The following is a 15,309-nucleotide window of genomic DNA, read 5'->3' on the forward strand; positions in this document are numbered from 1 at the left end:
TTAAATGAAGGAACACGAAGAATTTCAAGCAGTCAGTCAATTTTTTAAAGTTTTGAGTGACCCGACCCGTCTAAAAATTTTAATGTTTCTAAAAGAAGGCGAACGTAATGTTTCTTCGATTAGCGATACTTTAGAAATGGAGCAATCAGCCGTTTCTCACCAGTTAAAATTGTTGCGTGATAAGCGTTTGGTAAAAGCGCGACGGGATGGTAAGGCGATGCTTTACAGCTTGGATGATCAACACGTTTTAGATGTTTTGGAACAAACCTTTCAACACGTCTTGCACCAGTAAAAGAGTGCTTTTCCAATTTTTTTGGAAAAGCACTTTTTTTTTGTAGAAATTTTGTTATACTGAAACCTAACTATTAGAATATGATGAAATTACTTTTAATACGAATGTAATCAAATGGAGGCGGATTATGGAAAAAACAGTCAAGGTGGGTCTATTAGGACTAGGCGTGGTTGGTACCGGCGTTTTAGAAATTTTAGCAGATCATCAAGAAAAAATTGAAAAAAGTATTGGCGGTCCCTTGGTTGTCACCAAAGCATTGGTCCGTCCAGAAGAAGATAAGCAGGCATTAGCGGATAAATACCACTTAGAGTTAGTGACCGAATTGGAGGCGATCTTAAATGATCCAGAAATCTCCATCGTTGTGGAAGTCATGGGCCGAATCGAACCGGCTAAAACGTTTATCAAGCAAGCTTTGATGGCTGGTAAAAATGTCGTGACAGCCAATAAAGATTTGCTGGCACAGCATGGCAGTGAATTAGTTGATCTCGCTCGGGAGCAACAGCGCAATTTGTATTATGAAGCCAGTGTCGCCGGAGGCATTCCAATCCTACGGACGATCGCCAACAGTTTAGCGGCAGATGATATTACCGAAGTTTTAGGGATCGTCAATGGCACGACGAATTATATGCTGACAAAAATGGTCCAGGAGCATCGCTCTTACGAAGAGACTTTGAAAGAAGCGCAAGCGTTGGGCTTTGCGGAAAGCGACCCAACAAATGATGTTGATGGGATCGACGCGGCTTATAAAATGGTAATCTTGAGTAAATTTGCTTTTGGGATGACCATCACGATGGATCAAGTCAAGATCAAGGGAATTCGCGGGTTAGCGGCGGAGGATGTTTCAATTGCGGATCAGCTGGGCTATACCGTCAAATTAATTGGTTCAACAATCAAACAAGACGATACCATTTCTGTTGAGGTAGGCCCCATTCTAGTTCCCCATGAACATCCATTGGCTTCAATCCATAATGAAATGAACGCCGTTTTCGTCAAAAGCTCAGGCATCGGCGAATCAATGTATTATGGTCCCGGTGCAGGTGCACGACCAACGGCAACCAGTATCGTGGCGGATTTGATGACGATTGTTAATAAGATGAAGAAAAATACGGTGGGGCATCGGTTTACGGGCTATACGCAGCCAACCAAAATTACTCCGCCAAGCGAAAATATCAGCAAGTATTTCTTGTCACTAGAGATGCCGGATGAAGCTGGACAATTTTTGAAGTTAGCTGAGATTATGACAGAGACTCAAGTAGGCTTTGAACAAGTCGTTCAAGAAAAAGGCGATGGCGAAAATGCCCGAGTGGTCTTGATTACCCATGAGACTTCAGAAACCAAAATGTTGACCATTCAACAAGAAATCAAAGACAAAACCAGTTACAAAATCTTATCGTTGATGAAAGTTATGGGGGAATAAACTATGTATGAAGGTCTATTAAAGCAATATAAAGAATACTTGCCAATTACGGATAAGACACCACAGATCGCTTTAGCTGAAGGAAACACACCTTTGATTCCTTTGAAGAATTTATCAAAAGAGTTAGGCATCACGTTATACGGAAAGTATGAAGGCTTGAATCCAACGGGTTCCTTCAAAGACCGCGGCATGGTGATGGCGGTAGCAAAAGCAGTAGAGGACGGCGCGAAGGCAATTATTTGTGCTTCAACCGGAAATACTAGTGCTGCGGCTGCGGCTTATGCTACACGTGCTGGTATTAAAGCTTACGTCGTGATACCAGATGGGAAAATTGCGATGGGGAAATTGGCGCAAGCGATCGCTTATGGGGCGGATATTATTTCGATACCGGGAAATTTCGACGAAGCATTGAAAGCCGTGCGGGATATTGCAGAGACAGAAGCAGTGGCGTTAGTAAATTCAGTCAACCCTTATCGTTTAGAAGGACAAAAAACCGCGGCCTTCGAGATTTGCGAACAATTAGAAAAAGCGCCAGATGTTTTGGGAATTCCGGTTGGTAATGCCGGAAATATTTCGGCTTACTGGAAGGGCTTCAAAGAATGGCATGAAAAAAAAGGGACGGAGCTTCCGCGAATGCATGGCTTTGAAGCCGAGGGCGCAGCGGCGATTGTTACCGGAAAAGTAATCGAACAACCGGAAACAGTTGCAACGGCGATCCGTATCGGAAACCCAGCGAGTTGGCAGTTAGCCGAAGCGGCTCGTGATGAATCGCAGGGTTATATTGACTCTGTGACAGATGAAGAAATTTTGAATGCCTATCGCAAAGTAGCCGCTCAAGAAGGTGTTTTTGTGGAACCTGGCTCTGCGGCTTCGCTTGCCGGTGTGATCCAACACGTGAAAAACGGTCGGATCAAAGCGGGTGAAACAGTTGTGACCGTCTTTACCGGAAATGGCTTAAAAGACCCCGATACAGCGATTAACGAAACAGATATCCAGATCAATAAGATGAGTGACTTGGAGGATATGCGCCGACACTTACGTGAAGGAGTGGCCGCTCTATGAAAATCCGCGTCCCGGCAACCAGCGCCAACTTAGGTCCCGGCTTTGATTCGTGTGGGATCGCTTTGTCTCAATATTTGACTATCGAGATTGGTAAGGAAATAAAAAATTGGCAGATCGTTCATCACTTAGGAAGCAACATTCCTTCCGATGAAAAAAATTTATTGATCCAAACGGCTTTAGACTTAGCGCCTAATTTAAAGCCACATCGATTAACGATGACCTCAGACATTCCCATCGCTCGCGGCTTAGGCAGCAGCTCGTCAGTGGTCGTAGCGGGAATTGAATTAGCCAATCGTTTAGGAAAGCTTGGAATGACCACGGCACAAAAAGTGACTTATGCAACAAAAATTGAAGGACACCCTGATAATGTGGCTCCGGCGATTTGTGGCGATTTTGTCGTCGCCAGCTTTAATAACAATGAAGTAAATTTTGTGAAGCATCATTTTCCTGATTGCGATGTGATTGCTTTCATTCCAAATCATGAATTACTGACAGCGGAAAGCCGCGCGGTTTTACCAAAGGAAATGTCCTATCGCGATGCGGTCACAGCCAGTTCGATCGGCAACGTGATGATTGCCGCAGTGTTAAATGGGAATCTGCCATTAGCCGGTAAAATGATGGAGAAGGATATTTTACACGAAAGCCATCGCCAGCATTTGGTTCCTCATTTGAAAAAGATTCGTGAATTTTGCAAGGCCTACGGTGGATACGGCAGTTTTCTAAGTGGTGCGGGCCCGACTGTATTAGTCTTAACGCCACCAGAAAATACTGGAAAATTAGTCACAGCATTAAAGGCCTATGATCATGAGGCATCGATTGATGTCCTTTCCGTTGAAAAAGAAGGCGTCCAAATATTTTAATTGCGATGAAGAGAAGAGTAGGATTCATCAGACTCCACAGAGAGCTTCGGTAGCTGAAAAGAAGCAGCAGTGATGAATCAGAAGATGGTCTCAGAGCGATTGTCGATTAGACACGGGTGTGCCCGATACAGCAGTTCGTAGCAATACGACAAAAGATCAGTCTTGCAAGAGCCTGATAAACTAAGGTGGTACCACGGCACTCCCGTCCTTTCATAATATGAAAAGATGAGAGTGCCTTTTTTGCGAGTTCCACTTTTCGCAGTGATAAGGAGTATCAGCTGAAAATTATTTTTTAAACAAAGCTTGGAGCAAATATTTAGTGGAATCGTATGCGTACGAAGATAAGTATCTTTTTTCGGTTTGTGAAAACAGAAAACTTTTCTAGTGAGTTAGCAGCTAAGTTGCTAGCAAGAAAATTCAGCAGGATAGTGAATGGTTTGAGAAACGAAACCTGTTTATAAAAAGAATCACTTAACATAAAAAGTTTAAAAATGGTAACTAACAAGGAGGAAATGATGATGGAATTTGAAACGAAATGTTTACACGCTGGTTATCAGCCGGAAAATGGTGGGGCGCGGGTTTTGCCAATCACCCAAAGTACGACCTATGCTTACGACTCAACAGAAGAGATCGGGAAATTATTTGATTTAGAAGCGAATGGTTATTTCTATACCCGCTTAGCCAATCCAACGACCAGTGCGGTGGAAGAAAAAATCGCGGCTTTGGAAAATGGGGTTGGTGCCTTATGTACATCCTCAGGACAAGCAGCGACCTTTTACGCGGTGTTGAATATTTTAGAGTCGGGGGATCATTTGATTTCTTCCAGCTACATTTATGGCGGGACCTATAATCTATTTGCTCATACGCTTAAAAAAATGGGGATCGAAGTAACTTTTGTTGATCAAGATGCGTCGATGGAAGAATTGTTACAAGCAGCCAAGCCAAATACAAAAGCGATCTTCGGTGAAACGATCGCAAATCCAGCAGTAAAAGTATTAGACCTTGAAAAATTTTCAGCAGTAGCAAAAGAACTAGCGATTCCTTTTATTATCGATAATACCTTTGCAACACCGTATTTTTGTCGGCCAATTGAATTCGGGGCTGATATTGTGATCCATAGTACGACGAAGTATTTAGATGGCCATGCCGTACAAACAGGCGGAGTGATCGTGGACGCAGGCACCTTTGATTGGACTAACGGGAAATTTCCGCAATTATCCGAACCAGATGAAACCTATCACGGGATCGTCTACACTGAAAAATTTGGCGCGGCGGCCTATATCACGAAGGCGCGGGTTCAATTAATGCGTGATCTTGGAGCGACCCCATCGCCGCAAAATTCTTTTTTGTTGAATCTTGGAATAGAAACATTGTCTGTTCGGATGGATCGACATTATCAAAATGCGGTGACTGTGGCTGAATTTTTAGAAACACAAGCAGCCATCGAAAAAGTCTATTATCCAGGATTGAAGTCGGATGCAGATTATTTTTTGGCACAAAAATATGTACCAAATGGCTTGTGCGGTGTCATTTCCGTCGAATTTGCTGACGGAAAGGAAACGGCGGCGAAGTGGTTAGATGCTTTGGACTTAGTCTCGTTAGAAGTTCACGTAGCGGATATTCGAACGTGTGCGCTGCATCCGGCGACTTCGACTCATCGTCAGTTGACAGATGAAGAATTACGACAAGCGGGGATTTCTCCAGGACTTGTTCGTTTATCTTGCGGGATTGAAAATGTAGCGGACATTTTAGAAGATCTGCAAAAAGCCTTTGATAAATTGGAGGGATAACGTATGCCGATTCGTTTAGACGTTGATTTTCCTGCAAAGTCGGTCTTAGAAATCGAAGACATCTTCGCCATTGATAATATGCGGGCGGAGCACCAAGATATTCGTCCATTGAAACTATTGATCTTGAATTTGATGCCAAATAAAATCGATACGGAGATTCATTTGCTGCGGCTGATTAGTCAAAGTCCGTTGCAGATCGATGTAGATTTTTTAAAGGTTGCCAGTCATTACGCGAAAAATACGAGTAAAAATCATTTAGACAAATTTTATTTGGAGTTTTCCCAAATCGTTGATACTTGTTACGATGGTTTGATCATTACGGGGGCGCCGGTGGAGCAGCTGGCTTTTACCGAAGTGGACTATTGGGCTGAGTTAGTGGAAATCATGGAGTGGAGTCAGCGGGCGGTGACGTCGGTCGTGCATATTTGTTGGGGAGCACAAGCGGGTTTGTATCATCATTTCGGGATCGATAAGCTGCCTTTTCCAGAAAAAATGTTTGGCATTTATCAGCAGGAAATCGAACATCAGCATCGACTCTTTCGTGGCTTTGATGATCGTTTTTGGATGCCGCAGTCGCGTTATACTGGAATCAATGAAGAACAAGTGCGAAATCAACCAAAAATCAAAGTAATCGCCAAAGATGATCACGCACGCTCAGCGATATTACTCTCAGAGGACGAACACGATATTTTTTTGATGGGACATTTTGAATACGATACGGATACACTGGAAAAAGAATATTTGCGGGATCATGAACGTGGCTTAACGACTGCGCAGCCAGAAAATTATTACGAAGGCGAAAAAATTACTAATTACTGGCGGGCACATGCGCATTTGTTTTATCATAACTGGCTGAATGACGTGTATCAAATGACGCCTTATCCATTAACAGAGATTCGTCAAAGACAGCAAAAAAGAAAGCTGAAATCGTGATGATTTCAGCTTTCTTCTTCCATAAAGTAATAACTATGGTCTTCCAAGTCTAAGGCGCTCATGATCATTGCCGCTGTTTCTTCAATCGAAAGCGTCGCTACGTTGATGACTTCGCAGCCAAGTTTTTGATAAAGATCATTGGCAAATTTCAGTTCCGCTTGAATTTTGTCGCGATCGGAATAGGCTGTTTCAGGATTCAAGCCGTAAGCCCGCATCCGTTCTTTACGAATCCCAATCAATACTTCAGGATCGTTCGTCAGGCCGACGATTTTTTTCGGATCGATTTCAAACAGCTGTTTTGGAATATGTGCTTGCGGAATCAGCGGCAAATTCGCAACTTTAAGATTTTTATTGGCCAAGTATAAGCTTAGCGGGGTTTTTGAAGTACGTGAGACACCAAGTAAAACCACGTCGGCTTCTAAAAAACCGCGAGGGTCTTTGCCGTCGTCATACTTCACCGCAAACTCCATTGCTTTGATCCGCTTGAAATAATTTTCGTTCAAATGATGAAGTGCGCCCCGTTCGCCGGTTGGCTCCACATGTGCTCGTTGACCGATTTCATCTACGACTGGATTCAATAGATCCATCGTAAACAAGTCCTCATGCTCACAAAATTCTTTCGCTATTTTTGATAAATTCGGATCAATCAAGGTATAAATAATCATGCCGTTTTCTGCTTTTGCGTCATTTAATGCTTTTAACAATAATTCTTCCGAATGAATGAAGGTTCGACGGAAAAGACAAAATTCGACTGTCGGATATTGTGCCATTGAAGCTTGAGCCAGTTTCGAGGCGGTTTCTCCAGCAGAATCGGAAATAATAAAAATCGTTACCAGTTCGCCTTGTTTTTCGCTGTTCATAAAGAGATTCTCCCTTGCAATCAAAGATAATTTATTATACCATATTGTTTATTCGGAATCATTACACTTTGAATCGAGGGATGACTATGCCGCAAGCAACACTGTTAGAGAAAGCATTGGGAAAAGTGAAAGAGCATGGCTTTAAGTACACAAAAAAGCGCGAAACCTTACTGGATTTTTTGATTAAAAAGAATCGTTACGTTTCTGCCCGTGAAGTTTATAATCATTTGAATGAACAATTCCCAGGATTAAGTTATGACACGGTGTATCGCAATTTACGTGAATTTTGTGAGATTGGCTTGATTGAAGACACCGAGCTACAAGGGGAAATGAAGTTCCGCTTTAGTTGCAGCGAAAGTTTTGAACATCATCATCATTTTATTTGTACGGTCTGTGGAATGACCAAAGAGATCCACATGTGTCCAATGGATTTCTTCAAAGAACAGCTAGATGACTGCTCAATCGAAGGGCATCGCTTTGAACTTTACGGCCGTTGTGAAAAATGCCAAAATGTTAATGAATAAATTAAGAATTAAAATTCTTCAGTACCTTGACTCAAAATAGACCATTGGATATAATGACTTATGGACGGTCTTGTTGGTTGAAAGTATATTTCAATAACAAAAACGGTTACATTTCAAGCCCGGAGGGAGGGAATTTATATGTCAAAAACAGTGGTTCGTAAAAATGAATCTCTTGACGATGCTCTTCGTCGCTTCAAACGTTCCGTTTCAAAAGCAGGGACTCTGCAAGAATCTCGCAAACGTGAATTTTATGAAAAACCAAGTGTGAAACGTAAGAAAAAATCAGAAGCAGCTAGAAAACGTAAGAAATTCTAGTCTGTCAATGGAGTGATTCTATTGTCACTACTTACTACCTTGAATGAAGACATGAAGCAAGCGATGCGAGCAAAAGATAAAGAGTCTTTGCAAGTGATCCGGATGCTTAAAGCTTCGATTCAAAATGAGCAGATCAAAAAAGGTCAGGATTTGAATGAAGAGGAAGAATTGACCGTTTTATCTCGTGAGATGAAACAACGTCGTGATTCTTTAACGGAATTTGAAAAAGCTGACCGCACCGATTTGGCTGATAAGGTCAAAAAGGAAATCGTAATTGTTGAAAACTATTTGCCGGCTCAACTGAGTGAAGAAGAGATTCGTACAATTGTTCAAGAAGCAATTACAAAAACGGGAGCGACGTCACCAAAGGAATTTGGTAAAGTGATGGGGGCAGTGATGCCGAAAGTCAAAGGCAAAGCCGATGGCAATCAAGTCAATGCAGTCGTCAAGGAACTCCTGAACAAGTAAGCAATAGTGAAGCCGAGAGAGATTTCTCTCGGCTTTTTTTGCGATTTCCACTTCACGTTGTAGCCTGATTAATAAAAACGTGGCAAACGACGATCAGAACCTTTTTCGTATGATAAAAATCGCGGCATGCCAACAGATGAAGGCAGCTGTTTTAAAAGTTCGCCAAAAGATCGTTTGCCTGTATACTAATCGTTTTATTTCTTAAATAACTAAAGTTTAGGATTCTTTTAGTGAGAGTTAAGACAATTTTTCTTTTATTTAGAGTGTGGTATTATAGGAGGGAACGAAGAATGAAGGGATGAAGGCTTGTTGATTAACAGCGATTTTGAGTCGTTTGAAATAAAGCTTGATGGCAAAGATGACATCAGTATGCTTTTAGGAACCCATGACAAACATGTAAAATTTTTAGAAGACAATACCGAGACAACCATTAATACTCGTGGTGAAACCATCCAAATCATTGGACCGAAGGATGAAGCGAAATTAGTTGTTGAGATTATTCGAGCATTACAAGTCTTGATTGATCGCGGAATCAAAGTTGCGACGCCAGATGTGATGACGGCGTTACGCTTAGGTCGCGACAATCATTTAGACGAATTTATTATGATGTATGAGGAAGAATTATTAAAGGACCGCAACGGAAAGCCGATTCGTCCGAAAAATATTGGACAAAGTCGCTATATTGCAGCGATTCGCAAATCCGATGTGGTTTTTGGCGTTGGACCTGCCGGTACTGGTAAGACGTATTTAGCGATTGTTATGGCGATTGCTGCGTTAAAAAAAGGCGAAGTACAACGAATCATTTTGACTCGTCCAGCAGTTGAAGCAGGGGAAAGTCTGGGCTTTTTACCGGGAGACTTGAAAGAAAAAGTTGATCCTTATTTACGCCCGATGTATGATGCATTGCATCAAATCTTTGGTGTCGAGCATACGAATCGTTTACTGGAACGGGGCGTGATCGAAATCGCACCGCTAGCTTACATGCGCGGTCGGACGTTGGATGATGCTTTTGTCATTTTAGATGAGGCACAAAATACGACTATTTCACAAATGAAAATGTTCTTAACCCGCTTAGGTTTCAATTCAAAAATGATCGTCAATGGTGATACGAGTCAAGTCGATCTGCCAAAAGGTCAGGTCAGCGGTTTGATCCATGCGGAACGGACGTTGCAAGGAATCAAGAAGATTCGATTTGTGAATTTTGAAGCGGGAGATGTCGTGCGGCATCCAGTTGTTGCGGAAATCATTGAAGCTTATGAACATGAGAATTTGCGTCACTAAGAAAAATAGTTAGCAGTCCATGATTATAAACAGATAATTGTGATAAAACCCGAACGTGGACTATTCCAAGTTTAGTTTGACTATTTTTAAATAAGCTGGGAGGGAATTGGATGTTAAATCGACCCATCAATAACTTGCTGAAAAAGTTAGGTTCAAAGATTATACCGCTAGTGCTAGCCGTCTTTTCAGTCATCTTGATGGTGACGATGCTGACTAGTGTTGTACAAAAAAGTGTCGACTACAAAGAAGGCCAAGTCGCCTCAGAAAGTATTCGCGCGAATAAAACGATTGAAAACAAGGCGGAGACGACGCAAAAACGTCAATTAGCTGCTGAAGCGGTAACGCCGGAATATACCTACCAAGCAGATTTGGCTCAGACCCAGCACGATCGGATCAGTCAATTGATTTCATTGATTCAAAAGTCGAATAGTGAGCTCGATAAAAGTTATCAATCGAAGGCTTCGCAAGCCAAGGATGGAGAAAAGATTCCACAGCCAACAGTTGATGAACGAGTGGCGGCGGTTAAAAAAGGCTTCGAAGGCTTAGATCAAGATACGGTTACCTTTTATCAGCAATTACCAGACGATTTTTATCAAGCAATCGTGCAATTAAGCGCCACTGATCTTGATAAGCTTGAAACTGGGAGCTTGAGGTTAGTGGATGAGCAAATGGCGAAGCGAATTCGTCAAAGCGATTTAGAAGAATATAAGCAACAAGCGATCGATAAGATTCAAGAACTAAATCTTTCCGAAACGGCTAGTCTTGCGGCTCGTTACTTACTTGAGGAAGGGATCATCGTGAATGATTCCCTGAATCAAAAGCGGACGGATGAATTGAAGGAACAAGCCAGCGAATCAGTTCAGCCGGTCATGATTTATCAAGGAGAAGTGATTGTTCGTGAAGGCAGCCAGATCGACGCCAACGCGATTAACAAACTGAAACTATTGGGCTTAACGAGTTCAAGTACATCGATTTTTCCAATGATTGCAATGGTCTTGGCAGCAATCCTGCAAGGGGTGCTGTTATGGTTTTACAGCCGTCAATTTGAAGTGGAATTTCAAAGATTACGCTTTATTCTGTTTTACAGTGCTAGCATGACTATCGGTGTCTTTATTATGAAGATCCTGCAAGCTTTTCAAGGCAGCAGTTCGACTAATTTGGCGTTGTTTTTCCCAGCGGCGTTTGTGCCATTGATTTTAACCGTATTTGTTAATCGTCGCGCAGGCGCATTAGCTGCTGTTTTCCAGACGGTCTTTGCGTTGTTTATTTATTACAATGCTATCGGTACGAATATATTACCGGTCATCTTAATGACCTATCTTTTTTCTGGGACATTAGCTGTGATGGTAAAACAAAGACGACTATCAGATCAAGTCAAGCAGGCATCATTATGGATCATTGCCTTCCCAATCGCTTGGGGGATTATTTTGACGATTTATCAAGGGCTATCATTTGCGGACAGTCAAACGTGGGGAATGCTACTTGGAGCTTTTGCGGCAAGCATGCTGTCCTTTATTATGGGGATGGGTTTGCAGCCGTATATCGAGCTTTTGGTCACAGATAGCAGTGTTATCACGCTGAATGAGTTAAGTAATCCTAACCATCCGCTGCTGAAACAATTATTAGAAGAAGCGCCTGGGACTTATCATCATTCGATGATGGTGGCGAATTTAAGCGCCAACGCGGTAGCGGAGATCGGCGGCCGGTCATTATTGACGCGAGTGGCTTGTTATTATCATGATATCGGTAAGATCCGTCACGCAAATTTCTTTGTGGAAAATTTGCCAACTGGAGCAGAAAATCCCCATAACTTCTTGTTGCCAGAGGATAGTAAGCAGATCATCTTCGGTCACGTAATTGAAGGTGCGAAAATCTTAAAAGAATATAAGATGCCGCAAATGGTCATCGACATTTGTTATCAGCATCATGGCACAACATTGATGAAGTATTTTTATATTAAGGCGAAGGAACGAAATGCAGAAATAATGGAAGCAGAGTTTCGTTATCCTGGGCCAAAACCTCAGACTCGTGAAGCTGGTGTAGTCAATATCGCCGATAGCTGTGAAGCAGCTGTTCGAGCGATGGATCATCCGTCACTGGATAAAATTACGGAATTTGTTCATAGTTTAATCGAAGAACGGATCAGCGACGGTCAATTGGACGACTCAGGTTTAACGCTTAAAGAAATTCGAATTGTTGAAAAATCACTAATCAGTGGATTAAGCTCGACCTTCCATTCCAGAATCAAGTATCCTCGTATGCAATCTGAAGCGGAGAAAATGAAAGAAGAGCAAGAGAAAAAAGGGGAAGCGTAATGGACATTACTTTTATTGATGAAACAGAAGAACTTTCTGAAGATAAAATCAAAGAGATCGATGGCGTGCTGCAATTTGCGGCGGATTATCTCAAACTACCAAAAGATACTGAGATGTCTGTTACATTTATGGACAATGCCGCGATTCGTGTGATTAATCGCGACTATCGTGGAAAAGACGCTGCAACAGATGTAATCAGCTTTGCTCTGGAAGAAGAGGGTGAAGATGAAGTGCCGATCATTATGGATGAGCTAGATGAAATGGAGCAGATGCCCCGCAATCTCGGCGATATTATGATCTCAACAGAGCGTGCAGCTGAACAGGCAGAGGAGTATGGACACAGTTTTGATCGCGAGTTAGGCTTCTTAGCCGTACATGGCTTTTTGCATATCAATGGGTATGACCATATGACTCCTGAAGATGAGAAAGAGATGTTTGGTCTACAGAAAGAGATTTTGGATGCCTATGGACTTAAAAGATAAGACAGAAAAAAATAAGCATTTTATCACTTCTTTTGAATTTGCCCTGCAAGGGATTCGCACCGTTTTTAAGGAAGAACGCAACATGCGCAAGCATGTGGCCTTTGGCTTGATGGCGATCTTTGTTAGTTTTTTATTAGGTCTGTCTTTGCTGGAATGGCTGTGGATTATTTTAGCAGTCTTTCTTGTTTGGATTGTGGAGATTATTAATACGGTTTTTGAAAACGTGGTGGATATGGTCACAGAGTGTCATTTTCATCCGATCGGGAAAAAAATTAAAGACATGGCTGCCGGTGCCGTCTTGGTTACTTCGGTTTTTGCCATTATCGTTGGTATGGTGATCTTTTTACCAAAGATCGTCGAGCTCTTCCTCAAATAAAAGTGGTATCGAGGAGAAAGGTTATTCAGAAAGGAACTATTACATGTCAGAACATAAATCAGGTTTTGTAGCGATTGTTGGACGACCAAATGTTGGAAAATCAACGTTGCTAAATCGTATCATCGGACAAAAAATCGCGATCATGAGCGACAAGGCACAAACGACTCGCAATAAAATCCAAGGGGTTTACACGACACCAGAAGCGCAAATTATTTTTATTGATACACCAGGCATCCATAAACCAAAACATCGTTTAGGGGACTATATGGTAGAGATGGCTTATAGTGCACTGCGAGAAGTCGATTCGATCATCTTTATGGTAAGCGCTGATCAAAAGCGTGGCCGTGGTGACGATTTTATTTTGGAACGTCTAAGCAAGCAAGATGTTCCCGTTTATTTAGTTATCAACAAAATCGATACGATTCATCCCGATGAGCTTTTGGCGATCATTGATGATTACCGCCAAGTGATGGATTTCAAAGAAATTATTCCGATTTCAGCGACGGAAGGCAACAATGTTGAACATCTATTAGACGTCTTAGTGGACCAAATGGATGAAGGACCGCAATATTTCCCGGAAGATCAAATCACGGATCATCCGGAATACTTTATCGTGTCAGAACTGATTCGAGAAAAAGTTTTGACCTTAACGCGTGACGAGGTTCCTCACTCTGTGGCCGTGGTGACTGAATCAATGAAGCGGGATGAAAATGACAAGGTGCATATTCAAGCGACGATCATTGTCGAACGAACCAGTCAAAAAGGCATCATCATCGGTAAAGGCGGCAAGATGCTGAAAAATATTGGCACGCAAGCTCGTAAAGATATTGAGACGCTTTTAGCGGATAAAGTGTATTTAGAGCTATGGGTTAAAGTCCAAAAAGATTGGCGCGACAAGCAAACTTATTTACAAGATTACGGCTATCGAAAAGACGATTATTAAAAAATTTTGAGGCTGGGACATATTTATGTTCCAGCCTTTAGCTGCGGATAGAAAGATCGAAACGAGGTGAAAAGTTATGGCGCAAATCGGTGAGACAAAAGGGATGATTTTGTTTAGTCGTGATTATAAGGAAAAAGACAAGTTGATTAAAATTTTTACTGAGTCGGCAGGGAAGGTCATGTTCTTTGCTAAGGGAATTCACCGTCCCAACAATCTGTTAAGTACGGCGATCCAACCTTTTACCGAAGCGGTCTACATCGGGAATTTAAAAACAGATGGGCTCTCTTTTTTGAATAGTGCAAAAGATGTTCAGCCGTTGCGGAAGCTGCAGGAGGATATTTTTTTAAATGCCTATGGGTCGTATATCTTAGGCCTAACTGATGCTGCGATCGAGGATCATGTCTATGATCCAGCTCTGTACGGCTTTACTCGGGAAGCCTTGCAGCGGATGAATGAAGGCGCTGATGGGGAAACGATCATGAATATTTTTGAAGTTCAGATCATGCAGCGCTTCGGCATCTCACTAAACTGGCAAGCTTGCGGTGTGTGTGGCAAGAAGACCGGGGCTTTTGATTTTTCTTCAAAATATAATGGGATTCTTTGCGAGGAGCATTGGCATTTGGATCAACACCGTTATCATGCAGACCCGCGGGCCATTTATTTTCTGCGGATGTTCAACAGCGTAACCTATGAAAATATCAACACGATCAATTTGAAGCCAGAAACCAAAAAAGCCATCCGTCAAACATTGGATCAGCTTTATGAAGAATATATTGGCCTGCATTTGAAAAGCAAAAAGTTTATTGATCAAATGAGTGAGTGGCAAGATGTGTTAAAACCAAGAGACGAAAAATAATCTGCAGTTCTTTACAGGAGCCGCAGATTATTTTTTTATTTCGAATGAGCAAAATGCTGACAAATAAAAAGCCAAACGATTGCTCCTAAGAAAGCTAGAAACACATAGAGAAACAGCAGTTTGAAGCTGAAAGGATTGTGGTAAATGATAAGAGACATGAAGCTTCCAACGCTAAAAAAATAACCGCCGTAAAAAATCCCTTTGGAATAATTAGTCAGCTCGCCTTTCACTTCTAACAAATAGGAAAAAAGTAAAAAGAAGATCACAATAGGAAAATTCAGAAACAGACGGAGTGACCAGCCGTCTTGAATCAGACTAACGAACCAGCTGATAAACAAGCCAATAATGAAAAAGCTGACGAAATGAACGAATGGACTGGTGGAATAAAATTTTTTCATAGGAACCTCCAAAAATGTCTTTTGGTTAGTTATAGTCACTAAGTATAAAAAAAGTATAGCAGAAAAATTTTTCTAATTTGCTATATATTTTTATTCTAGCTATGAAAATTGAATGATTTTCAAATTTTGATTGCTAA

Annotated in this window: 17 protein-coding genes; 15 read left to right on the forward strand and 2 right to left on the reverse strand. The window is 41.7% G+C overall.

Going from position 1 to position 15,309, the window contains the following annotated elements:
* Window positions 1–4 precede the first annotated feature (4 nt).
* From IGI54_RS03015 to IGI54_RS03040, 6 genes are all read left to right on the forward strand, one after another.
* Entirely contained in the window at window positions 5–292 is a 288-nt protein-coding gene (locus tag IGI54_RS03015) for an ArsR/SmtB family transcription factor (protein WP_216429567.1), read from the forward strand.
* Window positions 293–419: 127 nt separating this feature from the next.
* The gene (locus IGI54_RS03020) at window positions 420–1,709 is read left to right on the forward strand and encodes a homoserine dehydrogenase (RefSeq protein ID WP_216429568.1); all 1,290 of its coding nucleotides are present in this window, start codon (window positions 420–422) and stop codon (window positions 1,707–1,709) included.
* 3 nt (window positions 1,710–1,712) lie between these two features.
* Entirely contained in the window at window positions 1,713–2,771 is a 1,059-nt protein-coding gene (gene thrC, locus IGI54_RS03025; protein ID WP_430621119.1) for a threonine synthase, read from the forward strand.
* Window positions 2,768–3,631, forward strand: a complete 864-nt coding sequence (thrB, locus tag IGI54_RS03030) for a homoserine kinase (protein WP_430621120.1) — start codon at window positions 2,768–2,770, stop codon at window positions 3,629–3,631. The genes thrC and thrB overlap by 4 nt, the downstream gene beginning before the upstream one ends.
* A 518-nt stretch (window positions 3,632–4,149) precedes the next feature.
* Window positions 4,150–5,421, forward strand: coding sequence for an O-acetylhomoserine aminocarboxypropyltransferase/cysteine synthase family protein (locus IGI54_RS03035; protein ID WP_430621121.1), 1,272 nt, complete (start codon window positions 4,150–4,152; stop codon window positions 5,419–5,421).
* 3 nt (window positions 5,422–5,424) lie between these two features.
* Entirely contained in the window at window positions 5,425–6,354 is a 930-nt protein-coding gene (locus tag IGI54_RS03040; RefSeq protein WP_430621122.1) for a homoserine O-succinyltransferase, read from the forward strand.
* Window positions 6,355–6,359: 5 nt separating this feature from the next.
* On the opposite strand, the gene IGI54_RS03045 is transcribed toward IGI54_RS03040, so the two are convergent.
* Window positions 6,360–7,214: a pyruvate, water dikinase regulatory protein gene (locus tag IGI54_RS03045; RefSeq protein ID WP_313630395.1), complete on the reverse strand. Its 855-nt coding sequence runs from the start codon at window positions 7,212–7,214 to the stop codon at window positions 6,360–6,362.
* A gap of 86 nt (window positions 7,215–7,300) precedes the next feature.
* On the opposite strand from IGI54_RS03045, the gene IGI54_RS03050 reads away from it, so the two are divergent.
* From IGI54_RS03050 to recO, 9 genes are all read left to right on the forward strand, one after another.
* Window positions 7,301–7,738, forward strand: a complete 438-nt coding sequence (locus IGI54_RS03050; protein WP_071862239.1) for a Fur family transcriptional regulator — start codon at window positions 7,301–7,303, stop codon at window positions 7,736–7,738.
* Between the two features lie 138 nt (window positions 7,739–7,876).
* The gene (rpsU, locus tag IGI54_RS03055) at window positions 7,877–8,053 is read left to right on the forward strand and encodes a 30S ribosomal protein S21 (protein WP_002356740.1); all 177 of its coding nucleotides are present in this window, start codon (window positions 7,877–7,879) and stop codon (window positions 8,051–8,053) included.
* Window positions 8,054–8,074: 21 nt separating this feature from the next.
* Window positions 8,075–8,521, forward strand: coding sequence for a GatB/YqeY domain-containing protein (locus IGI54_RS03060; RefSeq protein WP_430621123.1), 447 nt, complete (start codon window positions 8,075–8,077; stop codon window positions 8,519–8,521).
* A gap of 369 nt (window positions 8,522–8,890) precedes the next feature.
* The gene (locus IGI54_RS03065; RefSeq protein ID WP_430621469.1) at window positions 8,891–9,802 is read left to right on the forward strand and encodes a PhoH family protein; all 912 of its coding nucleotides are present in this window, start codon (window positions 8,891–8,893) and stop codon (window positions 9,800–9,802) included.
* A 110-nt stretch (window positions 9,803–9,912) separates the two neighbouring features.
* Window positions 9,913–12,117, forward strand: coding sequence for an HD family phosphohydrolase (locus tag IGI54_RS03070; RefSeq protein WP_430621124.1), 2,205 nt, complete (start codon window positions 9,913–9,915; stop codon window positions 12,115–12,117).
* Window positions 12,117–12,599 (forward strand): rRNA maturation RNase YbeY, encoded by a 483-nt coding sequence (gene ybeY, locus IGI54_RS03075; protein WP_071862236.1) that lies wholly within the window; start codon window positions 12,117–12,119, stop codon window positions 12,597–12,599. Before IGI54_RS03070 ends, ybeY begins: the two co-directional genes overlap by 1 nt.
* Entirely contained in the window at window positions 12,577–12,975 is a 399-nt protein-coding gene (locus tag IGI54_RS03080; protein ID WP_071862235.1) for a diacylglycerol kinase family protein, read from the forward strand. The genes ybeY and IGI54_RS03080 overlap by 23 nt, the downstream gene beginning before the upstream one ends.
* A 43-nt stretch (window positions 12,976–13,018) precedes the next feature.
* Window positions 13,019–13,918 carry a GTPase Era gene (gene era, locus IGI54_RS03085; protein WP_084133273.1) on the forward strand — a complete coding sequence of 300 codons (900 nt, stop codon included), beginning with the start codon at window positions 13,019–13,021 and terminating at the stop codon, window positions 13,916–13,918.
* Window positions 13,919–13,994: 76 nt separating this feature from the next.
* Window positions 13,995–14,774 (forward strand): DNA repair protein RecO, encoded by a 780-nt coding sequence (recO, locus tag IGI54_RS03090; protein WP_430621125.1) that lies wholly within the window; start codon window positions 13,995–13,997, stop codon window positions 14,772–14,774.
* Window positions 14,775–14,809: 35 nt separating this feature from the next.
* Here the strand turns inward: recO and IGI54_RS03095 are convergent, their stop codons facing one another.
* Entirely contained in the window at window positions 14,810–15,172 is a 363-nt protein-coding gene (locus tag IGI54_RS03095; protein ID WP_430621126.1) for a hypothetical protein, read from the reverse strand.
* Between the last annotated feature and the right edge of the window lie 137 nt (window positions 15,173–15,309).

This window comes from Enterococcus sp. DIV0800 (assembly GCF_050559735.1).
In the GTDB taxonomy this organism is placed as follows: Bacteria; Bacillota; Bacilli; order Lactobacillales; family Enterococcaceae; genus Enterococcus_A; species Enterococcus_A devriesei.